This is a genomic window from Algoriphagus zhangzhouensis (assembly GCF_900148515.1).
Lineage (GTDB): Bacteria > Bacteroidota > Bacteroidia > Cytophagales > Cyclobacteriaceae > Algoriphagus > Algoriphagus zhangzhouensis.
The window spans coordinates 926,909-951,048 of record NZ_FRXN01000001.1 but is presented as its reverse complement, the minus strand read 5'-3'; the positions used below and the strand labels follow the sequence as shown (position 1 = coordinate 951,048).

Below are 24,140 nucleotides of genomic sequence, written 5' to 3'. Positions count from 1 at the left end.
AAATTTCAGAAAAAATAGTGAGTGGGTGTTTACAGGATTTTAGATGAGTTTTATAAGATTTTGATCTCATACTTTATCCAAAAAAGTCCGTGGTTTGGAGTTGAGTTTTTTAAACTCTGAAGGTGTCATTCCAGTTTCCTTTTTGAATTGAGAAGACAAATAGGCCACGCTACTGTATTCCATCAAATCGGATATTTCTGAAAAACTCAATTCACCATAAGAAATCAGCTCTTTTACTTTTTCAATTTTTTGTTTGGTGATGAATTTCTCAATGGTGATTCCTTCAACAGTTGAGAAAAGTCGACTTAAAGATGAATAATCATGGTGAAGATTTTGCGCGATAAGTGTAGAGAAATTCTCAGTCCTTTTGGAATCATTATTCTGAATTTCCAGAATGATCAAATCCTTGATTTGGGAAATGATTTTGGCACTTTGGTCTTCTAAAAGTTCAAAGCCCAAATCTTTAAGCTCTCCAGCTAATCTTGATTTTTGATCTGTTGATAAAGAGTTTTCAGTCCAAACCGCACCTAATTCGATCCGCTGAACCGGGATTTGATGTTTTTCAAAAAGCTCAGAAACTGCGCTGACACATCTTTGACAAACCATATTTTTTATGCGGATTTCCATGCTTTTTTACTGGTGATTCAATACTTAACAGGGCTTACGCAAAAATAATTTCAAGGATTAGAAAAAGGAGAGAGGGACAAAGCAAACAGCCCAATCCTGTATAGAATGTAGCTGTGACAGCTCCATAAGGAACCAATTTCGGATCTGTGGCCGCCAATCCAGCTGCCACTCCACTTGAGGTACCCATCACTCCACCGTAGGCCATGGCTGAAGCAGGCGATTCTAAACCAATCTTTTTGGCGAAAATAGGCGTGAGTATGGTTACAGCAATCGTTTTGACTAAGCCAGTGCCTATACTCAAGGCAATTACTTCAGAACTGGCTCCTAAAGCTCCACCAGTCACCGGTCCGACAATATATGTACATGCTCCAGCTCCAATGGTGCATAGACTTACGGCATCTCGATAGCCAAAAGCCCAAGCCACTCCAACTCCAACTATAAAAAAAAGTAAAATCCCTACCATAAGTGAGATAAGTCCCAAAAGTCCGCTTTTACGAATCAGGATAAAACTAGCTCCCAATGCTGTGGCAACAATTGTGAAATCCCTAAACATAGATCCACCCAAAAGAGCTAATCCACTAAAATGTGGAACATCTGAAAATCCCTTTTGCCCACCAGTTAATTCCCCACCAATATACCCAAGGATCAAACCCATAAAAATGGCGATTGCGGAACCTGGGATTCTTTTTTTGAAAATAGTTCGAGAAAGATAGTCTGCAAATATTGTTAGGACTCCAACAAAAAGGAAAGCTAGAATAAGCCCGTTCTTATCGATTATTTTCAACAATTCATCCATGAGTCGATTTGTCGAAATTTTTGATTAGAAAAGGAAAAACCATTAAGCTGATCAGTACAGGGACGATACCCGCTAATATGGCCAAAGTACCTGCTGATATGGCTGATTTTACGTTGAGACTTGCTGCCATGGCAATGACAACAGGGATATAAAGCTTACCCCAAAAGTGGATTCCAAATTCCATTTCGGAGTTAAGTAAGTCCTGCTTGATTAGCCATTCTTTTGAAAGAAGAAGGATGATCATGGCAAATCCCACTCCGCCGACATTGGCATTGATACCTAACCAAGACCCAAGCAATTCTCCCATCCATTGACCAAGGAGGAAAGAAAATGCCAATAAAGCCAAGCCCTTAATCATGCCTAAAAGAGTTTTTTAAGTTCATTTTTGGTTACTTTTCCCATGACATTTCTAGGAAGGTCTCCAAGGAAAATGTACTTCCTGGGAGTTTTATAGGCAGGCATTCGTTCTCTGAGCCATTCGTTCAATTCAAGGCTGTCTAATTCATGATCACATACTAAACCTGCTACCACTAACTCTCCCCATTCTTCATCAGGAATTCCTACTACTCCGCAATCTTTGATATGCTCGTGTTTCCTTAAAACTTCCTCTATTTCCAATGCTGAAATTTTATATCCTCCGGATTTGATGATGTCCACTGAATCTCTTCCTAAAATTCTGAAATAGCCATCTTCAACTTCTGCTATGTCGCTAGTTTTAAACCAGCCGTCCTCTGTAAAAGCTTTTGCTGTCGCTTCAGGTTTACCCCAATATTCTTTGAAAACACAGGGGCCTTTTACTTGAATCTCACCAGGATGACCAGGCAGTACGATCAATTCTTCTTCATTGACCAGTCGAATATCTACTCCTGGAAGAGGAAAACCGATGTGTCCTGCTTTTCTGACTCCTTCATATGGATTACTTATGGCCATACCTATTTCAGTCATTCCATATCTTTCCAATAAATAGTGTCCAGAAATCTGCTTCCATTTTTCCATCACTGAAACAGGAAGGGCCGCAGAACCAGAAACCATTAATCTGAATTTGGGTAACTGTGAGGAAAGTAATTCTTGGGCTTCCTTGGAAAGACTTTCATAGGCTGTAATCAACTTGTAATAAATGGTTGGAACAGCCATGAAAACATTGACTCTGCCAGATACAAAAGTATCCAGTACTTTTTCGGCAGAAAATGGATGAATGAATTCGATAGTTCCTCCTGCATAAAGGCAACAGGAAAGCACATTGATAATCCCATGCACATGATGTAGAGGCAAAATCCCAATGGTATAATCTTCCTGAGTCCACATCCAGGCATCAACCAATGTTTTGATTTGAGACTGGATGATTCGATGGGTTGTCAAAACCCCTTTTGGAAGATTTGTAGTGCCCGAAGTATATAAGATCATGGCTCCTCGATCTAAAGGAACTTCAGGAAGAGCTCTGTCTTGTTCTTCAATATTCTCAATTTCAGATATCTCGATCCCAATGAGATTTTCCCTTTCCAAAAGTGGTTGAAGTATCTCCTTATATTCTGATCCATAAACTAAAATGGAGGCTGATGTATCATCAATGACGTAAGTCAAAGAGGGGAGTGGGTAGCTAATACACAGGGGGGCAGCTATTCCACCTGCCAACCAAATACCCCATTGGGTTTTCACATAATCAAATCCTGGCGAAACCATAAAAGCAACTCTAGCTCCATCCAAATCCGGTTTTTTATAAGATTGGAGGAGCTGAAAAGCTACTTTTTTGGAGTCTTCAAGTAGTCGAGAATAGGTGTAAGAACCGTGAGAGTCGACTATTGCAGTCTTTGAAGAATATTTAGCGGCATTTTGGATCAGTTGCATTTCTTGGATTTTGTTAATCTCCCAAGATAAAAGTAGAAATGAATATTTCCCTTCTAATTGCAAAAGTTTCTTTTTGAAAAAATAGAAAAAGAAAACCCCGACTGGTAGGCCGGGGTTTATGCTTTGTTTGGAGAATTTTACTTTTTAGGAGCAGCTGCAGGTGTTGGAGCATTATTAACTTTTGATCCTTCTTTGAGTTCCTTACTTACTACGAAGTATGGACCTGAAATCACTTCTTGACCTTCCTGAAGTCCTTCCAAAATCTCAATATTTTGGAAGTCAGAAATTCCGGTTTTCACTTGAGTCATTTTAGCTTCTCCATTATCCATGATGTAAACCAATTCTTTCATTTTGGTAGTACCATCGGAAAGAGTGTCTAATTGATCTTCTCTAGTAGTCACTGCTGAAAGAGGAATGGATAATACATTATCTTTCTGAGTGGTAATAATTTCAACAGAAGCAGTCATACCTGGTCTGAAAGGGTAAATATTGCCTTCTGCTACCAAATCAGAATAAGAACTATTTAGGATTCTGATTTTTACTTCAAATTCAGTTACGGCATCAGCAGAAGCTTTAGTGTTTGCGGTATTTGCGATGCTGGTTACGATTCCTTTGAATCTTTTCCCTGAGAAAGAGTAGGCATCCACATCAATGATAGTAGTATCTCCTTTAGTCAATCTTACGATATCATTTTCATTAACGTCCACTCTGACTTCCATCTTAGATAGATCAGCAATAGTCAACATTTCGGTACCTGCCATCTGTGCAGTTCCGACTACTCTTTCACCTTGCTCTACCAAAAGGTTGGAAACAATCCCACTAACTGGAGAGTAAACATTGGTTAGACGTAGATTTTCTGCAGCTTCATTTACTGAGGCCTGAGAACTTTTTACGACGAATTCAGATGCAATGACACTTTGTTTTGCAGCTTCGAGATCTTTTTGAGCAGAAGTGTAATCAGCTTGTGCTTGCTCAAAATCTGACTGAGAAATTGCCTTTTCCTCAAATAGTTTCTTTTGACGATTGTAAGTCAATTCAGTTCTTGTAAACTGAGCTTCAGCTCTTTGAAGGCTAGCTTTTGATTGTGCCAAATTAGCCTGTTGTTGGTTAAGGTTTGCCTTGGTTCTATCCAATGCAGAGATGAAGTTGTCAGGACGAATTTTTACCAAAAGCTTTCCAACTGCCACTGAGTCTCCTTCTTGGACATTCAATTCAATAATTTCCCCAGCAACGTCTGGACTTAGGTTAACTTCAATTTCTGGTTGAATTTCTCCAGAGGCACTTACTTTTTCAATGATTGAGTTTTTACCAACTTTGGAGACTTCTACATTGATCACGTTTTCACCGCCAATCCAGCCCATAGATCGACCGATGACTGCAACTACGATGATTAATCCAACTCCACCTAGGAGATAGTATAATAACTTATTTGATTTTTTATTGGCCATGGTTTAGTTGAGGTTGATGGGGTTACCCAAATAGAAATCTAAAACTTTTACTCTGAAAATGTAAGTGTATTTGTCGTACAATAATTGAGACTGAGCACTGAAAAGGTTGTTTTGCGCTGTTTGGAAATCAACTGAATTGATTGCTCCTAAGTCAAATCTTTGCTTGGCAATTCTGAATGATTCCTCCAAACTCTGAATTCTCGTCAAGGAAGCTTCATAGGATTGTTCAGCTGCAAGAGCATTGGTATAGGCAGTTTCAATATCCTGTCTCAATTGGTTTTTCGTTTCCAACTCGGTTATTTCTGACAATTGCTTTTGAACTCGAGCTCTCTGCACGGCTGCCTTATTTGAAAGTCTGGAAAACAAAGGGATATTCAATTGAAGACCTGCAGATTGAGAGAAGTTGAAATCAATCTGGTCAGAGAATTTTTCCTCGTAAATATCAACATAGTTTGTACCTAGGTTTCCTCCCAATGCAATAGTAGGGTAGAATCCAGCCTTAGCTATTTTTACACCTTCTTCAGCGCTTTCCACTCCTTTTTCAGCTGCTTTTACTTCTGGCATAATCTCCAATGCAGTATCATAAATAGTTCCAGAAGATTCCGAAGTCATAAATGCATCGTCAATTGTTAATTCAGGAGTTACGATTTGGAAATCTGGTGTATAAGGGATTTGAAGTGCCTGAGCCAAACTGAGCAATGCCCCATTCAAAGTAGCCTTTGTATTGATCAAGTCAACCTTATTAGTGGAGAGCTGTGATTCCAAGTCCAATTGATCGGCATAAGGGAGGGAACCTGCCTCTACCAACCTAGTAGTTCTTTCTAGTTGTTCTTGAGTTGTGTTCAGTTGATTTTCCGAAATCTTAACTTGCTCCTGATTGAAGATCACATTTACATACAGGTTGATCACATTTAGGATAATCTGATTTTTGGTAGCTTCTATATTAAACTGCCCTTGCTCCAGATTGATCTTGGTCTGTCTGATGGTATTATTGATTCTACCTGCATTGAATACAGTCATATTCGAGCTACCAAACAGATTAATGTTGCCGATCCTTTGTGTTTCAAAAAGGTTGGTTGCAGGGTTAATAGATCTACCCCAATTAAAATTGGTCGCCCCACCCACTGTCAAGTTTGGGTATCTAGCTCCTTGATTCTGGATCAAGTTAGCTTCAAGAGTCTGTTGGTTCAACTCACTTCTTTTGAGCGTCAAATTATTTTCTAATGCGATTTGAACAGCGGTTTCGAGATCCAAAGGACCAGAAACTTCCTGTGAAAAAGCATAAGAAAATGAACCTGCGACCCAAATGAGGCTTAATAAAAGTCTTTTCATGTGGTAATTATAGGTCAATATCAGGAATATAAATTAATTCTTTAATCCATGGCAGGGATCTCAAATATTCCAATGTAATGGGCTGGATTCCTGAATCCATTTCGATTACATGGCATGCTAGATCATTTTTTCCTTTTCGGGAAACTGACATGGTGGCTATGTTGGTTTTCTCCTGAGCAATCACCGATGAAATAAAAGCAATTGCACCAGATACATCATCTGCCTTAATGATGAGTGTATGCATTTGAGCTGAAAAGTTGGCGACAAAGCCATCTACTTCAGCAATATTGATCAAACCTCCCCCTAAGCTTTCTCCGACTACTTCTACTTTCCTATTTCCTTTTTTAAGGATCAGTTTGATAGTATTCGGATGGTGGACTGAGGAATTTCCAATTGATTTAAAGGAATATTTAAAGCCGGTCTCTTCAGCAATTTGTAGTGCCTGTTTGATACGTTCATCATCTGTTTTGAAATCCATCAGTCCGCCTATGATTGCTCTGTCACTTCCATGACCTTCATAAGTTCTTGCAAATGAATTATAAAAAGTGATTGATGTTTCTTCAGGCATACCGCCTAAAACTCGGATAGCTGCACGCGCTATACGAACTACTCCCGCAGTGTGGGATGAAGAAGGTCCTATCATTACCGGACCGATCATATCAAAAATACTACTTTTACCAGCCATCGCCCCAAATGTCCAATTATGATGCTAATCTTAGGAAAACTATTTATTCCTGCCAAAAATGATAATAATTGAGTGATTAAATGAAAATTTAGAGGGCAATTTCTACAAATTTAATAGTATTCTAAATTGACAGTTTTCAATACTGTACGATAATGAACGATAAAATGAGCGTTTTCGAAACAATTTTAACAAAAGCATACAAATCAACAGAATGGAATACGGAAAAGTCAATATCATCTCCAAATAGGGGCATTTATTTTGGTGATGGACTTTTCGAAACAATGGTATATCAAAATGATGAATTGAGATTTTTTGGTTTTCACTTAGATCGTTTGATGGAAGGAATGAAACTCCTGGGATTGAATGAGTCTAAAATAAGTCCTTCAGAAATTATTGAGCATTGTCAGGCAGCTTTCCGTGATGAACCTATGCGAGTTAGATTGACGATTTTTAGAGAGGGAGTGGGAAAATATGCACCATTATCAGTGGGATTCTCCCAAATCCTCCATTTGACCAAACTAGAAAAGGCCCCAAAAGTCAAATCAAAATCAATTGTTTCCAAAACCGTTCGGCTTAGTTTTAATAGTTTCTCTCATTTGAAAACTACCTCGGCTTTAGCCTATGTAATGGCAAATAAAGAAAGACAAGAACGGAAAGCTGATGAAGTGATTTTGTTAGATTCTTTTGGAAATGTGGCAGAATCAGGAGCCTCCAATATTTTTTGGTTGAAAAAGGGGATAATTTATACCCCTTCCCTGGAATCTGGATGTATAGCTGGGATAAGCAGGCGAGTATTAATGAATGAGCTAATTGGAAAAGGAAAAGAAGTTTCAGAAGGATTGTATCCGCTTTCGGAATTGCTTCAGGCAGAGTTAGTTTGGGTCAGTAATGTTTCCGGAATTAGTATGATTGAAACTATTGAAAACAGTGAATTTGATACCGATATGCCTGATTTTCTCAAAGGAATACTCTAATTGTTCATGAAAATTAGATTTGAGATTTTAAGACCTTTCGATGAAAGTCTTATATTTAACGGCTTATATTTTATCAATTAGTCCATTCACCAAAAACTATTGTAAAAACCCAACCTAACCTATGCTCTTAGAACCATTAGACTTAGCGGTATTCATTGGATACTGCTTGTTGATTGTCGGCATGGGCCTTTTTGTTTCTCAAGAAAAGAAAGGCCACGTCAAAAACTCCTCAGATTATTTCTTGGCATCCAAAGCGCTCCCTTGGTGGGCTGTTGGTGCTTCTTTGATTGCATCCAATATCTCTGCCGAGCAGTTCATCGGTATGTCTGGTTCTGGCTTTGCGCTGGGATTAGCCATTTCTACCTATGAATGGATGGCTGCGGCTACATTATTGGTTGTGGCAATCTTCTTCCTTCCAGTTTACATCAAAAAAGGCATTTATACCATGCCTGGATTCTTGCTGGATCGATATGATTCAAGAGTAAGAACGACCATGGCTATTTTCTGGCTGTTGCTGTATGTATTTGTAAACCTGACTTCTGTTCTTTATTTGGGAGCACTGAGTTTAAATACTATTCTGGATGTTCCATTGACTTATGGAATCATCGGTTTGGCGGCTTTCGCGATGATTTATTCCATTTATGGAGGGTTGAAAGCTGTTGCTTGGACTGATGTAGTTCAGGTAGTTTTCTTGATCGTGGGTGGTTTGGCTACTACCTATATTTCATTGCAATTGGTAGGCGGTGGAGATGTTTGGGAAGGGATTAGCCTTTTGAAAAAAGAAGTTCCTGGACATTTTTCAATGATCCTTTCTAAAGGTGAAATGATGATCCCCGATGGATCTGGTGGTGTTAGAGATGCTTATTTGGACCTTCCTGGTTTGAGTGTGTTGATAGGTGGTATGTGGATCACCAATTTGAGTTATTGGGGCTTTAACCAATACATTACTCAGAGAGCTTTGGCAGCTAAAAGCTTAGATGAAGCTCAAAAAGGGATGATTTTCGCAGGATTCTTGAAATTGTTGATGCCATTAATCGTGGTAATTCCTGGAATTGCAGCTTTGGTGATTGTAAATAAAGGAATGGATACGGGTTTCATTGAATCCATGAAAGATCCAGCAACAGCAATTATCAAATCTGATAGAGCTTACCCAACCTTGCTTCAATTGCTTCCAGTTGGTCTGAAAGGACTTGCTTTCGCTGCTTTGACAGCAGCCATTGTTTCTTCTTTGGCTTCCATGGCAAACAGTACTTCTACCATTTTTACAATGGATATTTACACGAAGTATTTCGGTAAAAATGCTTCTGAAGTAAAGCAAGTTAGGGTTGGTAGAATTACCGCTTTGGTGGCATTTATCATTGCAGCTATTGTTGCACCTGCTTTAGGGCAGCTTGATCAAGCATTCCAATTTATCCAGGAATATACAGGCTTTATTAGCCCGGGTGTATTTGCGATTTTCTTCTTTGGTGTTTTCTGGAAAAAGACTACCTCAAATGCTGCATTGGTAGGAGCTGCATTAAGTATTCCTCTTTCTGTAGTTCTTAAAATCGTATTCCCTGCGCTGCCATTTATTGATAGAATGGGTGTTGTATTCCTGATTTTGGCCGTATTGATGATCGTGATTTCGTTGGTTGAAGGGAAAGGAAAAGATCATCCAAATAGCATCGAGATCAACAAAGAATTGTTCCAAACCAGTACTCAATTCAAGGTTGGAGCCTTTTTGATCACAGGAATTATTGCAGCACTTTATACAATCTTCTGGTAAAATGAGAAAACTATTATTAGGTCTTGATATCGGAAGTTCTTCAGTAAAGGCTTCCTTATTAGACGCAGATACAGGAAAATCAATTATTTCAAAAGCATTCCCTGACCAAGAGTTGCCAATCGACTCGCCAAAGAGTGGATGGGCTGAGCAGGATCCTGAGATGTGGTGGAAATATGTGATGGAGGCAAGCAAATTTGTTCATCAAAAAGCTGAGGTCAAAAAAGGTGAATTAAAGGGAATCGGGATTGCCTATCAGATGCATGGTTTGGTAATTGTAGACAAAGATCAAAATGTCTTGAGGCCTTCCATCATTTGGTGTGATAGCCGAGCAGTGGGAATTGGCGAAAAAGCATTTGAAAATCTGGGAGAAGATTATTGTTTGAATAACCTACTGAATTCTCCGGGAAATTTCACTGCATCCAAATTGAGATGGGTCATAGAAAATGAACCAGAAACAGTAGCTAAAATTCATAAAATGATGCTTCCTGGAGATTTCATTGCTATGAAACTGACCGGTGAAATCTTGACTTCAGAAACAGGCCTTTCCGAAGGTATATATTGGGATTTTCAAAAGAATGGGATCAGTGATCAGGTTCTTTCTAATTATGGAATCAATCCAGAATGGATTCCGGAAGTGGTTCCATCATATTCGATCCAAGGAAAAGTATCAACTGCCGCCTCAATTCTGAGTGGTATTGAAGAAGGAGTTCCAGTTTCATATAGAGCTGGTGATCAGCCTAACAATGCATTCTCACTTCAAGTGTTGAAACCGGGAGAATTAGCAACTACTGCAGGTACTTCAGGTACTGTATATGGAGTTTGTGATACACCTCTTCATGATCCAAAATCTCGCGTGAACACCTTCGTTCATGTGAACCATAAGCAAGAAAAACCATCTTATGGTGTTTTGCTTTGTGTGAACGGGACAGGGATTTTGAACAGTTGGTTGAAGCAAGTCATGGGTGGAAATCATATTGATTATGATGAGATGAATACCTTGGCATCTTCGGCAGGAATAGGAGCGGAAGGTTTGTCATTTATTCCTTTTGGAAATGGAGCGGAGCGGATCATGCAGAATAAGCAGGTTGGAGCTCATCTTTTGGGTTTGGACCTACTTAAGCATGATAAAAGACATGTGATTCGTGCAGCACAGGAGGGAATCGTTTCTGCTTTGACCTTTGGTTTTAGAATCATGCAGGATATGGGCTTGGATTTGAAAACAGTGAAGGCTGGAAGAGCCAATATGTTTTTGAGTCCGATCTTCAGAAAGACATTTATCCATATGAATCAGGTAAATCTTGAATTATATGATACAGACGGTGCTCAAGGTGCCGCAAGAGGGGCTGGAATCGGTGCCGGAATTTTCTCCTCTGAGGATGAGGCTTTTGCCGGATTGACATTATTGGAAACTTTCGAACCTAACGAGAATTTCTTCGATCCATATGAAGAAGTTTATCTCCGCTGGAAAAACCAATTGGAAAGTATCCAAAAAATGAACTTATAATTGTGAGAAAATAATTAAACCTAAGAACCTATTATGGCTAAGACTTATTTTTCTGGTATTGACAAAATACCTTTCGAAGGAAAAGAAAGCGACAATCCACTTGCATTTAGATTTTATGATGAAAATCGAATAATCGGTGGAAAAACCATGAAGGAGCATTTCAAGTTTGCAATCGCTTACTGGCATTCCTTCTGTGCAACTGGTGCTGATCCATTCGGGCCAGGAACAATCGTACATCCTTGGGATGCTGCAGCTGACCCTGTGCAGAGAGCAAAAGACAAAATGGATGCTGCTTTTGAATTCATTACTAAAATTGGAGCTCCTTACTACTGTTTCCATGATGTGGATTTGGTGGATGAAGCACCAACTTTGGCTGAATACGAGAAAAGGATGCAAATCATCACTGATTATGCATTAGAAAAGCAAAAAGAAACTGGAGTAAAATTGCTTTGGGGTACTGCCAATGTATTCAGTAATCCTAGATACATGAATGGAGCATCTACGAACCCAAATTTCGATGTAGTTGCAAGAGCTGGCGCTCAGGTGAAAAATTCCATTGATGCTACGATCAAATTGTCTGGTGAGAATTACGTTTTCTGGGGTGGTAGGGAAGGTTATATGTCCTTGCTAAATACTGACATGAAGCGTGAGACTGAGCATTTGGCTCAATTCCTTACCATGGCAAGAGATTATGCTAGAAAGAATGGTTTCAAAGGAACATTCTTCATCGAGCCTAAGCCAATGGAGCCTACCAAACACCAGTATGATTATGATTCAGCAACTGTTGTTGGTTTCTTGAGACACTTCGGTTTGGACAAAGATTTCAAACTGAATATTGAGGTGAATCATGCGACTTTGGCTGGACATACTTTCCAACACGAGCTTCAAGTAGCTGCTGATGCAGGTATGTTAGGAAGTATCGATGCAAACAGAGGTGATTACCAAAACGGATGGGATACTGATCAATTTGCATTGAACCTACAAGAATTGACTGAGGCAATGTTGGTCATCTTGACTTCTGGAGGACTTCAAGGCGGAGGAGTTAACTTTGATGCTAAAATCAGAAGAAACTCGACTGATATGGACGACTTGTTCTTGGCTCATATCGGAAGTATGGATGCCTTTGCAAGAGGTATGTTGATCGCTTCTGATATTTTGGAAAAATCAGACTACCTAGAAAGAAGAAAGCAGAGATATTCAAGCTTTGATGCTGGAAAAGGCAAAGATTACGAAGATGGTAAACTGTCTTTGGAAGATTTGAGAAACTATGCTGCTGAAGCAGGTGAACCAACTCAAATCAGTGGTAAACAAGAATACTATGAAAATCTAATCAATAGATTTATCTAAATATTAATTAACCTATATCTATTAAGTCTGGCCCTGAGAAGGTGCCAGACTTTTTATTCAGTGGGTATCTGAAGATATTGAAGACCGGGAAGATTTTGTTGAAAGCAAAAATCACATATTGTTTTTTCATTTTGCTTCTAAGCTTAGGAAGTCTTTATGCCCAACAGAAAAATGATAATCTAGTTTTTAGAAGTCTTGATCCTGATTTAGGGCTTTCTAATTCCAATGTCATGTCCATTGTGAGAGGGCCTGATGAAATGGTTTGGTTTGGGACTGGATATGGACTTTATCGATATGATGGTACCCGAATCAAGACTTTTTTAAACTCTGGTGATAGTCTTTCGCTGAGTCACAATAGTATCCAAAAGCTTTTTAACGGTCCTTTTGGACTGCTTTGGATCAAGAATGTCAATGGGCAATTTGATCTATATGATCCTGTAATGGAACAAATCCATCGAGGACTTAATCAAGTCGCCAACAAGATAAAATTTGCCTCCGATTCAATAGGGATCATTTTAAAGGATAGGCAAAATCGTTTTTGGTTTACTCATCCTGAAAAAGGTATAACTCTCTATGATCCTGAAACCAGTAAAACCCAATACCTATCCTCATCCAAGGAATATGGAAACTTATCATCTGACCGTATCGCTTCTGTTCAAGAAAGCCCCGATGGATTAATCTGGGTTTTAAGTAGGGATGGATATTTGGATTTAGTTGATCCAAATCGATTGATTGTTACTCGTTCCACATGGATCAAAGAGCAAAAGAACTTCGGAGTTTCAAATTTCGAGTTGATGATCGATTCCGAGGGTGATGGTTGGATTTTTGACCCTGATAGAGATTTGGGGCTGATTTGGGTTCAGGGGCTGACTCTGGAATCAGAACAAATTACAAGTGCTACTTCACCTTTAAAATTGAATAATGACATGATTAAGGCGATCAGCGAAAATGTCAAAGGTGAAATTTGGCTGGGTACGGACCATGGTGGGATCAATATTCTCCATAAAAAAAAGAGAGAAATTGAGTATCTCTATGATCAAAACCCAAATGATGAAGCATCTCCTCAAAATGTTGTGTATGCACTGTATAAGGACTTAGAGGGGATATTATGGGTGGGAACTCACAAAAGAGGAGTTTCCTATTATCATCCTGGTCTGTTGAAATTCTCACATATTCAGAAGAATCTATCAGATGCCAATTCTCTTCCTTACAATGATGTAAATGCTTTTGTGGAAGACAGTTTAGGAAATCTGTTTATTGGTACCAATGGGGGAGGGCTTTTATTTCAAAATCGAAAAACAGAAACTTATAAACAATATTTAAATGATCCTTCCAATTCCAATAGTCTGGTGGGAGACGTCATTGTTGATATGACAATGGATAGAAATGGGGTACTATGGATAGGAACGTATCTCAATGGTCTTGGGAGTTTTGATGGAAAGAATTTCAAGTCTTTTCAATTCAAAGGTGAAGGAGAAAATAGTATCCCTGGTCCTAATGTTTGGAAGGTTTTTGAGGATAGCAAACACAGACTTTGGGTTGGGACTCTACGGTCTGGATTGGCTTATTTGGATTCAAGCAGAAGCACATTCACAAGTTTCAAAGCAGGGGACCCACCTTATTTCATCCATAACCAATACATCACTGGATTTGCAGAAGATACCGCCGGAAATATTTGGGTATCAGGTGGTAGTGGCTTGAATGCCTTTAATTTAGAAACAGGTTATCATCAATATTTTTCTGAAGAAACAGGCGAGGGGCTGGTCGAACCGAATATCACGGATTTATTTGTGGATTCTGATGGTGTTTTGTGGTTGACTACGATCAATGGGCTTCATTATTTTGACAATCAGGATTCAACATTCGTCCAATATTCTACTGAGTCAGGTCTGCCTTCGGCTTATTTGGTTGACGTATTGGAAGATCAAGATGGAAATTTGTGGATTAGTAGTCAAAAAGGGATCAGTTATGCTGAGGTGGATCGAAGCAAGAGACCTTTCTCCATTGTTTTTCAGAATTTTGACCAAAAGGATGGACTTCAAGCTTCACTTTTCAATAAAAATTCAGCGATTAGAACTAGAGATGGAGAGTTCATTTTTGGTGGTCCCAATGGATACAATATTTTCAGGTCAGAGAATTTTGCGTTTGAGCAGAACTATCCAAAAGTTGTATTCACGGATTTGTACCTATTTAATAATGAAGTAGGGGTAGGAGAAGTCTTTGGGAAGAGAGCTTTGCTTCAAAAGAATCTTCAATACACTGATGAATTGGTTTTGAGGCATGATGAAAATATGTTTTCAATTGGCTTCAGTGCCTTAAATTTTCTCTATCCTGAAAAGAATAAATATCGCTACAAACTTGAAGGCTTCAATAATGAGTGGATCTATTTGGATGAAAATGTAGCTAGAGTGAATTTCACAAATCTGGATCCGGGGAGTTACACCTTGATCGTCCAACCAGGTAGTGTTTTGGAAGGATGGAGTCCGCAAGAATTTGAGTTGAAAATCAGGGTGTTGGCTCCTTTCTGGAAGACTCCAATAGCCTATTTTTTATACTTTTTCATTGCTGTGGCGATCATCATTTATTTTAGAAATCAGCTGATTAGAAGACAAAAAGAACAATTCGAAAGAGAACAGAATCTATTGGAAACCAAAAGAATCCAGGAGCTGGACAGATTGAAAACAAAATTTTTCACCAACCTCAGTCATGAATTTAGGACTCCACTTTCTTTGATCCTGACACCGGCAGATCACTTGCTATCTACCACAGAGGATAAAAATTTGAAAACTCATTATGAAATTATTCAAAGGAATGCAAGGAGGCTTTTGAAGTTGATCAATCAATTGTTGGATGTCAAAAACATTGAAAAAGGGGCGATTGCTTTTCATCCAAGTGAAGGCGATATCGTCAATTTTGTCAATGATGTGGTTTTGGACTTTAAAGAATTGTCAGAAAACCAACATAAGGTGCTCATTTTTGAAAGTAATGTAGAGTCGAAACAGGTGATTTTTGATGCAGATAAATTGGAAAAGGTCATCTTCAACTTACTTTCCAATGCCTTTAAATTCACCTTCGAGGATGGTCAGATCAAGGTGAAACTGGAACTTCACCAAGAAGATGAAGAGAAGGTAATGATGGAACTATCTGTTTCCGACTCCGGTGTAGGCATTTCTCCTAAAAATCAACAAAGAATATTCGATCGTTTTTATTCGACAGATGCCCCTACCAACCAATTGAATCAGGGGAGTGGAATTGGACTTTCATTGGTTTGGGATTTTGTCAAAATCATGAAAGGTGAGGTCTTTGTCCAAAGCGAGGAAAATGTAGGCTCTACTTTTATACTTCAAATTCCATTGACTTTGATTCATTTGGAAGAATTAGAAGAGCGTGAGGAAATGCTGGATGAATTGACCAAAAATCAAAAGGAAGTGGTTCTGATTGCTGAGGATCATGCAGATTTCCGCACCTACCTCAAAGATTGCCTTTCAGAAAATTACCAGGTTTTGTTGGCTTCAAATGGAGCTGAAGCATTGGAGATTGCACGACAACAAATACCTGATCTGATTATTTCTGATCTGATGATGCCAGTCATGGATGGTAATGAGTTTTGCCAAAATGTGAAATCAGATATCAGCACCTCCCATATTCCTGTGATTTTATTGACAGCCAAAAAATCTGAAGAGCAAATGCTTCAAGGGTTGGATAGTGGATGTAACCTATATCTTACCAAGCCTTTTAATTTGGAAGTCCTACAGCTTTCGATTAAGAATTTACTCAAAGAGAGAAAGCTTTATCAGGAAGAAAACAGGAAATTAATTCAAGTGAATGCATCTTCAGTAGAGGTGGCTTCTTTGGATGAGCAGTTGATTCAAAAAGCTGTTTCTTTAGTGGAAAAGCATCTCGATGATTCAGAATTTTCGGTGGAGTTTTTGGCTAAGGAATTAGGAATGAGCCGTGTTCATCTTTACAAAAAACTACAGTCCCTAACTGGTAAAAGTCCGATTGAATTCATTCGATTGATCCGATTACAGAGAGCTGCCCAGTTGCTTTTGAAAAGTCAATTGAATGTCAATGAAGTTGCGTATATGGTCGGCTACAACAATGCCAAATACTTTACCAAGCAGTTTAAAGCTGAATTTGGTATTTTACCTTCCGAATATGCCTCCAATTCCTAGGAATTGAGAGGTTCATACGATTTGACTCCCATTTTAGAAACATTTCTTCCCCTTCATTTTTTTGAAATTGACTTAAAATTGGGTTCAATTAACCAACCCAAACATGAAAACCTTATTCCTCTTTTTTGGACTATTTGTTCTTCCACTATCTGTTTTTCAAACCATTGAACAAGATGATTCCTTGATTCCTGAAAAAGAATTCCCCGGAGCTCTTCGTGTCGATGGAACCCAATTAGTTGGAGAAAATGGAGAACCGATTGTCCTGAAAGGAGTCAGTTTAGGTTGGCATAATTGGTGGCCTCGATTTTACGATTCTAAGATAGTATCATGGCTTAAAAATGACTGGAACGCACAAGTGGTTCGTGCATCCATGGGAGTAAATGTTTCCAAAGGATATTTAGAGAATCCAGACTTTGGTATTCAAAAGATTCAGGAAGTGGTGGATGCTGCTATTTCGGAGGATATCTATGTCATAATAGATTGGCACAGCCATGATTTGATTGAGAAAGAGGCAATTGAATTTTTTGAAAAAATGGCTCAAAAATATGGAGAATCCCCACACGTGATTTATGAAATTTTCAATGAACCTGTAGACTTGGAATGGAGTGAAATAAAAAGCTATAGCGAAAAAGTAATTCAAGGGATAAGGAAACATGATCCTGACAATCTGATTTTGGTAGGAACTCCAACATGGAGTCAGGACGTCGATTTGGTTGCTGAAAATCCAATCAACGGGTATAGCAATTTGATGTATGTCTTACATTTTTATGCTGGTACTCATCAAGAGTCATTGAGAAATAAAGCTGAAATGGCTCTTGAAAATGACTTGCCAATTTTTGTATCTGAATGTGCCGGGATGAATTCAGACGGGGATGGTCCCATAAATTGGGAATCCTGGAAAGCTTGGTCAGATTGGATGGATTCGAAGTCCATTAGTAGGATTGCCTGGTCTATTTCAGATAAAGACGAAAGTTGCTCCATGCTGCTTATATCAGCTTCATCTTCCGGAAACTGGAAAGAGGATGAAATGAAGTCTTGGGGAAAATATATCCGGGAATCCTTAAGAACTGATCAAACAGAAAATCGATTTTTTGGAAATTGAATTATGCATTCTTCTGAAAATTCAGAGGTGTAAAATGCCTTTTTTAGTGGTTTTAGGCCGATTTAACATGGAGTTAACATTTGTTACCCTTATTAAAAACATTTGAATCCCCTCTCTACAGATAATCAAATCTACTTTCCGAGAACAATTAGTAAACCCAAAATCCTAGAATGATCCTATTAGAAGCTCAGTCTTCCTTTGACGGATTCTGCTCAATTTTTTTGGTGTTTGCTAAGTCCATTTACAACCAGCTTTAAACACTATGAGTATCCGACCTTCTCCAATTTCCCACATTTTTATTTCCGGGCCTTTTCCCGCAAAAAACCTATTACCTAGTTTAAACAATTAAACCCTTTATGATGAAAAAACTATTACCCATTTGGCTTTTCCTCCTGGCAGGAATGGTTCATGCGCAAGTCACGGTAAAAGGAACTGTGACTTCTGCTGCAGATGGACTTTCCCTTCCTGGAGTGACTGTGCTGGTCAAAGGTACCACGACGGGAGTAGCCACCGATGCTGATGGTGGCTATAGTATTACAGCTCCTTCTTCTAGTTCTGTTTTGGTTTTTAGTTTCATTGGATTCAAACCTCAAGAAATCCAAGTTGGAAACCAATCAGTTATTGATGTAAACATGGAAGAAGATATGGCCTCATTGGATGAGGTTGTTGTAGTTGGATATGGAACTATGAAAAAGCGGGATATGTCCAGTGCACAGGTCTCGGTTTCTTCAGAAGATATCGAAAGAACAGTCAATACAACTATTGAGCAGGCTTTGCAAGGACGTGCTGCTGGTGTGTATGTGACTCAAAATACCGGTGCTCCTGGAGGAGGTATTTCTGTAAACATTCGAGGGATTAACTCGATTGGAGGTACCAATGAACCTCTATATGTTATTGATGGAGTGCAGATTCAGCCACAGACTGTTTCCTATGGAAATACATCTTCAACCAATCCATTAGCAGGTTTAAATCCGAGTGATATTGAATCTATGGAGGTTTTACAAGGACCTTCTGCTACTGCAATTTATGGATCAAGAGGTACGAATGGTGTAATTATGATTACCACCAAAAGAGGGAAATCAGGGGATACTAAGATTAGCTACAATTACCTGTTTTCACTTCAGGACAAGCCACAATCTTTGGATGTGATGAATCTGCAGCAATATGCTACGATGACCAATGAAATCAATGAGATTTCAGGTGGCGATCCTCCCGCAGCATTTTTGGATCCTTCTCTTTTAGGACCTGGTACGGATTGGCAAGAAGCGCTATTTAAAACAGCTGCTTTGAATAAGCATACTTTGAATCTAAATGGAGGAAATGAGAAAACCCAATTCTACATTTCTGGTGAATATTTCGATCAGGAAGGTGTGGCTATCGGTTCCGGTTTTGAAAGATATTCAATGCGTGTCAATTTGGACAATCAAACCAGAAAATGGTTGAAGCTTGGAGTGAACCTTCAGCTTTTCCATACTGATGAACAATTGGCAACCGGTAGCTCTGATGTGATCAGCAATGCCATTCAAATGGCTCCGAATATTCCAGTGACCAATCCAGATGGCTCTTGGGGAGGTGCGGATCCTATTAATGGCTCCAGTCTTCAGTTTACTCCTTTGAACCCGATTGCCTTGGCTAATCTTTTGGACAGAAACTATAAAAGAAGAGGTGCTTTAGGAGGTTTCAATATTGAAGTGGACATCATCGAAGGATTGAAATTCCGAACCATGGTCAATGGGAATGTGAACTATAACAATGGACATTTCTTCACTCCAACCTATACTTTGGGTGTGATCAGTAATGATGTCAATCAGTTGACAAAGAATTCTGACAATAGCTTTTATTGGAACTGGAACCAGATCCTGACCTATAGCAAGACATTTGGAAAACATGCCATCGATGCGATGGTCAGCCACGAGGCCCAAGCATCTCAATATGAGTTCATGAATGCTTCTCGTGTTAATTTTCCTTCCAACGATTTGCCAGAGCTAGGTCTTGGTTCTGCACAGGGTGCAACCAATAGCGGAGGTGCTGGACATTGGGCTATGGAATCCTACTTCGGGAGAATCAATTATACCTTCAATGAAAAGTATATTATCCTAGGTGCATTTAGAGCTGATGGTTCTGCCAATTTTGGTCCTGAGAATAGATGGGGTTATTTCCCTTCTGTCTCTGCGGCTTGGAGAGTTTCAGAAGAAAACTTCCTGAATGATGTAGAATGGATGGACGAATTGAAAATTCGTTTTGAAACCGGTTTGACCGGTAATCAAGGAAATGCGAATGCAATTTTTGCTCCTTTAAGTTCTCCAAGTATCCCGACTCCATGGGGTGGTGGATTTTTGGTGTCAAGATTTGGGAACCCTTCATTGAAATGGGAAGAAACCCAAACCTATAACCTAGGTTTCAACTTGAACATGTTTAATAACAGAGTTCAATTGGAAGGTGATTTTTATCTGAAGAAAACTGATAATCTATTGCTTCTTAACCCATTGCCTTGGTACATGGGGACATCGGCGGAAGGAAGTATCGGGACTCCAACAGTAAATATCGGTGCTCTTGAAAATAGAGGTTTTGGAATCACGATCAATACCATCAATATTGATAATAGAGCTAGTGGATTTAGCTGGACTTCGAATTTCAACTTCTCTGGTTTCAAGACCAAAGTCACTCAATTCTTCTCTCAAACGGCTTTCATTGACAGAACTGCCTGGTACATGAATGACTTTACTCAAAGAGCTGTGATTGGTCAGGCACCTTGGATGTTCTATGGATACGTTTCTGATGGATTGTTCCAGTCTTTGGAAGAGGTTGAATCAAGCGCGAGACCAGTTGACAATTCTGGAAATCCTTTGCCAGTGGGTGAAGACGGGATTTATGTTGGTGATATCAAATTCAAAGATTTAAACGGTGATGGAGTAATTGATGAAAGAGATCAGACTTTCATTGGTAATCCTTGGCCAAAACTGACTTTTGGTACCACGCAGCAGTTTTCTTACAAAAACTTCACCTTGGACATTTTGTTGACAGGAGCAGTAGGAAACGATATCTACAACTTCAACAGATTCAGAAATATCGCTCCGAATAATATCTACTTGGGCAGAAACATGCTGGCAGAAACCTATGATTATGCCAGAATCGAAATGGACGAATCAGGTAATCCATTTATCGTGAATTCTGATACCAATATTCCTCGTATCACGATCACAGACTTGAATGGTAACAGCACCAGAATTTCAGATAAATATGTGGAAGACGGGTCATTTGTAAGATTGAAAAACATTCAATTGAGCTACAATATTCCGAGTTCTCTTCTAGGCGGTCAAAATGTGATCCGAGGAGGAAGATTGATGGTTGGTGTTCAAAATGCCTTTACATGGACCAAATACAAAGGATATGATCCTGAAGTAGGTTCCTATGTGGGTAACAATGTGTCTGCAGAAAATCAGCTGATCGGGGTTGATTACGCAAGATATCCTCAGACGAGAATGTATACTATCAGCTTAGGAATTGACTTTTAAACCCAAAAGAAGAATCAAATGAAAAAACATATAAATATCAGGAATATCCTGGCGGGTGTAGCAGCCTTGAGTTTGGGATTATCGGGTTGCTCTGATGAGTTTTTAGACAGGCCTCCATTAGATGCAATCGTTGATGCAAATTTCTATCAAAATGATGACCAAATTCTGGCTGCTTCTGCGCCGCTTTACAATATTGTTTGGTTTGCTTACAATGATAAAGCAAGCCATGGAATAGGGGATGCGAGAGGAGGAATATTGACTTCTGGATCCTACCAATTGGAAAATGTAAGGTTCAATACTACCGGTGAAACTCCTGAAAATGGAGCTGCCTGGAGAGCTTTTTACAATGTGGTAGCACAATCCAATTCCCTGATCAATAATATTGAGAGTTTTGCTGGGGAAGACGTGACAGACCGAATCAAAAATCATGGTTTGGCAGAAGGAAGATTTATGAGAGGTTTGGCCTTTTCCTATCTAGTCCAAAACTGGGGAGCAGTTCCAATTATCACCAATAATACGACTTTGCTTCAGGATACGACTTTGACCAGAAACACTGAAGAGTCTGTTTGGCAATTTATCATCAAGGATATCAGATTTGCTGCGGAAAACCTTCCGGAATCTAGTGTTCAAACTGGTAGATTGAACAAGTGGAGTGCAGAGGGACTTTTGGCCAAAATGTATTTGACTAGGGCTGGAGTCTCAGGATCAAGAAATCAAACTGATTTGGATTCGGCTGCATATTTCGCCAAAAGAGTCATTGATAATAGTGGAGCAAGCTTGATGGAGAATTATGAAGATCTCTTCAAGATGGCCAATAATAATAATGAAGAAACTCTTGCGGCTTTGCAATGGACTTACAATGCAGGTCAGGCTGGTGCTTGGGGTGCTCAAAACTCAGTGCAGGCTTTTTTGGCCTTCGGATCAGAAATCACCGGATTTGGTGACGGATGGGGAGGAGATATTGGAGCTTCTAAATGGATGTTGGATTTGTATGAAGATTACACTTTCGATACCAGAAGGAAAGCGACATTCATGTTTCCTGGAGATCACTACCCTTATATCACTCAAGTACCTGCTGGAGGTACAGCTCAAGAATTGAGAGTTCCAGCAAGAAGCAATGATGGAGCAAGAGATTATAATGGCAGAGCTTGGGTTAAGAAATACGTAGTTGGTAGGCCAGAGGACAACGATGGCAAAGTAGTGCAGCAGGGTACAGAGATCAATACCTATATCTTGAGATTGGCTGATGTTTACTTGGTTTATGCCGAAGCTATTTTGTCCAAAGACCCATCTGAAGCACTTACCTATGTCAATTTGGTTAGAGAAAGAGCCGGTGTCAGCCCACTTACTTCGGTAACTTGGGAAGATATTTTTGAGGAGAGAATGCGTGAGTTTGCCATGGAAGGCCAGGCATGGTATGAGTTTACCAGATTGCATTACTACAATCCTGAATTGACTTATCAAATTTTATCGGAGCAAGATAGAGGCACTTTCAGAATCTATCCGGACAAATTGCCAGATCCAACTTTGTGGGATGTTGAAATTCCTGATGATGATACATCTCCAAGGTTCTTCAATGTGAATGCGTCAAATTTCTTGATTCCCATTCCTTCCTCTGAATTATCCAGAGCTCCAAACCTGAGAAAACCTCCAGTTCCTTATGATTTCTCTTCTGGAGAGTGATTGTCCATGTTTAATTAAGATCTAATTATGAAACTTATAAATTATCCAAAAAACCTATCTCACTCTCTGGTTGTTGCTTCCCTTTTGACATTGGCAATTGGGTTGGGATCATGCCAAGAGGAAGATGAAATAAGTGTGGGGCCTCCCACAATCGAAAGGGTAAGAACAACTGATCCCACAACAGTGGACAGTTCGTTGACTTCAGCAACCCTGGGTACGACTTTGTCTATCATGGGAACCAATTTTCTTGGAACCCAACAAGTATACTTGAATGATTATCCTTTAGGTGTAAATACTGCCTATGTGACCAATAACGCAGTAATCGTTACAGTCTCTGATAGTGTACCAACAGTTGCTACCAATCCTGATGTACCCAATACCCTTCGTTTGGTAACCAAATCTGGTGAATCCATTATTAGTTTTCAAACACTTCCACCGGCACCACAGATTTTGCAAGTGAAAAATCAATATGTGAAGCCAGGTGATGAGTTGGAGTTATATGGTAGATATTTCTATTTCGTAGATACAGTTTATTTCCCGGGAACCGACGTGTTTGTTACATCTGGATTTGAAACCAATGGCGCTGGTACTTCCTTGAAAGTGACTGTTCCAGATGGAATGGATTTTTCCGAAAGTCAATCTATTTCAGTTGTGACTCGAAGTGGTGGTTCCGTTCCGGGTAGAACTTCTCAGATTTATGCAGGCAAAGGAATGATCGCTGATTTTGATACCAATGGTGCTCTAGAATGGCCATGGAATTGGGGATGGGGATTGTCAGGAGAAATGATCAAACCTACCCAACCAGGAATCGAGAGTCTGGAAGGAAGTTTTGCAGGAATGAATCAGGCCTTCCCAGCTAATTGGGGCTGGAACAATGATAAGGTAATCAACTTGACCAACTGGGGTGGAGTACAGATTTTCCCTACAGATCCAAGTGGAGAGTATGACCCTTCAACTCCAGCCAATAAGTTCGATTTTAGGGTAGAAATGGCTGTAAGTACCTCCGAATCCATAGATGGATTGTTACTTCAATTTTGGTTCCCTGACAAAAACGGAAACGAATTGAGTTACAATGTTCCGATTACTGATTTTGTGAGAGAAACTGATGGTTCTTGGTTTACTATCTCCATGAACGCAAGTCAATTAACCAATGGTACTACTCGCTTGAGTACCTACCAAGATTTATTGGACGGAGATGGTTGGGCGAAGCAAATTCGTTTGGTTGTGATCAATCCAACTTCAAATGATATTCAAGCTGTAATGGGTTTTGATAATCTAAGATTAATCAGAGCAGTAGAATAATTTCCCGTTTTCAGATTGCCTCCGGAGTTCAAGCAGCTCC

The 24,140-nt window shown here is 39.4% G+C and carries 16 protein-coding genes; 9 read left to right on the top strand and 7 right to left on the bottom strand.

Features of this window, described 5'->3' with window-relative positions; translation table 11 throughout:
* Nucleotides 1-66: 66 nt before the first annotated feature.
* The 7 genes from BUF13_RS04020 to sdaAB all read right to left on the bottom strand — a co-directional run bounded on the left by BUF13_RS04020 (nt 67) and on the right by sdaAB (nt 6,733).
* Complete coding sequence (locus BUF13_RS04020) at nt 67-627, bottom strand: helix-turn-helix domain-containing protein (RefSeq protein ID WP_073570432.1); 561 nt, start codon at nt 625-627, stop codon at nt 67-69.
* A 34-nt stretch (nt 628-661) separates the two neighbouring features.
* A complete protein-coding gene (gene madM / locus BUF13_RS04015) occupies nt 662-1,423 on the bottom strand; it encodes a malonate transporter subunit MadM (RefSeq protein ID WP_073570431.1) in 762 nt (253 codons plus the stop codon).
* Nucleotides 1,416-1,781: a malonate transporter subunit MadL gene (madL, locus tag BUF13_RS04010; RefSeq protein WP_073570430.1), complete on the bottom strand. Its 366-nt coding sequence runs from the start codon at nt 1,779-1,781 to the stop codon at nt 1,416-1,418. Before madL ends, madM begins: the two co-directional genes overlap by 8 nt.
* 2 nt (nt 1,782-1,783) lie before the next feature.
* Nucleotides 1,784-3,268: an acyl-CoA synthetase gene (locus BUF13_RS04005; protein WP_073570845.1), complete on the bottom strand. Its 1,485-nt coding sequence runs from the start codon at nt 3,266-3,268 to the stop codon at nt 1,784-1,786.
* Between the two features lie 137 nt (nt 3,269-3,405).
* Nucleotides 3,406-4,716, bottom strand: coding sequence for an efflux RND transporter periplasmic adaptor subunit (locus tag BUF13_RS04000; protein WP_073570429.1), 1,311 nt, complete (start codon nt 4,714-4,716; stop codon nt 3,406-3,408).
* A gap of 3 nt (nt 4,717-4,719) precedes the next feature.
* Complete coding sequence (locus tag BUF13_RS03995) at nt 4,720-6,048, bottom strand: TolC family protein (protein ID WP_073570428.1); 1,329 nt, start codon at nt 6,046-6,048, stop codon at nt 4,720-4,722.
* A gap of 7 nt (nt 6,049-6,055) precedes the next feature.
* Nucleotides 6,056-6,733, bottom strand: coding sequence for an L-serine ammonia-lyase, iron-sulfur-dependent subunit beta (gene sdaAB, locus BUF13_RS03990; RefSeq protein WP_073570427.1), 678 nt, complete (start codon nt 6,731-6,733; stop codon nt 6,056-6,058).
* Nucleotides 6,734-6,885: 152 nt separating this feature from the next.
* Here sdaAB and BUF13_RS03985 point away from each other — a divergent pair, with 152 nt between their 5' ends.
* The 9 genes from BUF13_RS03985 (at nt 6,886) to BUF13_RS03945 (ending at nt 24,100) form a co-directional block, all read left to right on the top strand.
* Nucleotides 6,886-7,707: an aminotransferase class IV gene (locus BUF13_RS03985; protein WP_083586361.1), complete on the top strand. Its 822-nt coding sequence runs from the start codon at nt 6,886-6,888 to the stop codon at nt 7,705-7,707.
* 121 nt (nt 7,708-7,828) lie between these two features.
* On the top strand, nt 7,829-9,472 hold the full coding sequence (locus BUF13_RS03980) for a sodium/sugar symporter (RefSeq protein WP_073570426.1): 1,644 nt from the start codon (nt 7,829-7,831) through the stop codon (nt 9,470-9,472).
* Nucleotide 9,473: 1 nt separating this feature from the next.
* Nucleotides 9,474-10,976, top strand: a complete 1,503-nt coding sequence (locus tag BUF13_RS03975; RefSeq protein ID WP_073570425.1) for a xylulokinase — start codon at nt 9,474-9,476, stop codon at nt 10,974-10,976.
* A 33-nt stretch (nt 10,977-11,009) separates the two neighbouring features.
* Entirely contained in the window at nt 11,010-12,323 is a 1,314-nt protein-coding gene (gene xylA / locus BUF13_RS03970) for a xylose isomerase (RefSeq protein WP_073570424.1), read from the top strand.
* Between the two features lie 131 nt (nt 12,324-12,454).
* Nucleotides 12,455-16,498 carry a hybrid sensor histidine kinase/response regulator transcription factor gene (locus BUF13_RS03965; protein WP_134204324.1) on the top strand — a complete coding sequence of 1,348 codons (4,044 nt, stop codon included), beginning with the start codon at nt 12,455-12,457 and terminating at the stop codon, nt 16,496-16,498.
* Nucleotides 16,499-16,601: 103 nt separating this feature from the next.
* Entirely contained in the window at nt 16,602-17,600 is a 999-nt protein-coding gene (locus BUF13_RS03960) for a glycoside hydrolase family 5 protein (RefSeq protein WP_073570423.1), read from the top strand.
* Nucleotides 17,601-17,959: 359 nt separating this feature from the next.
* Complete coding sequence (locus BUF13_RS03955) at nt 17,960-21,115, top strand: SusC/RagA family TonB-linked outer membrane protein (protein WP_243839690.1); 3,156 nt, start codon at nt 17,960-17,962, stop codon at nt 21,113-21,115.
* Between the two features lie 18 nt (nt 21,116-21,133).
* Entirely contained in the window at nt 21,134-22,798 is a 1,665-nt protein-coding gene (locus BUF13_RS03950) for a RagB/SusD family nutrient uptake outer membrane protein (RefSeq protein ID WP_073570421.1), read from the top strand.
* Between the two features lie 27 nt (nt 22,799-22,825).
* Nucleotides 22,826-24,100: a glycan-binding surface protein gene (locus tag BUF13_RS03945; protein WP_073570420.1), complete on the top strand. Its 1,275-nt coding sequence runs from the start codon at nt 22,826-22,828 to the stop codon at nt 24,098-24,100.
* The last annotated feature ends 40 nt before the right edge of the window (nt 24,101-24,140 follow it).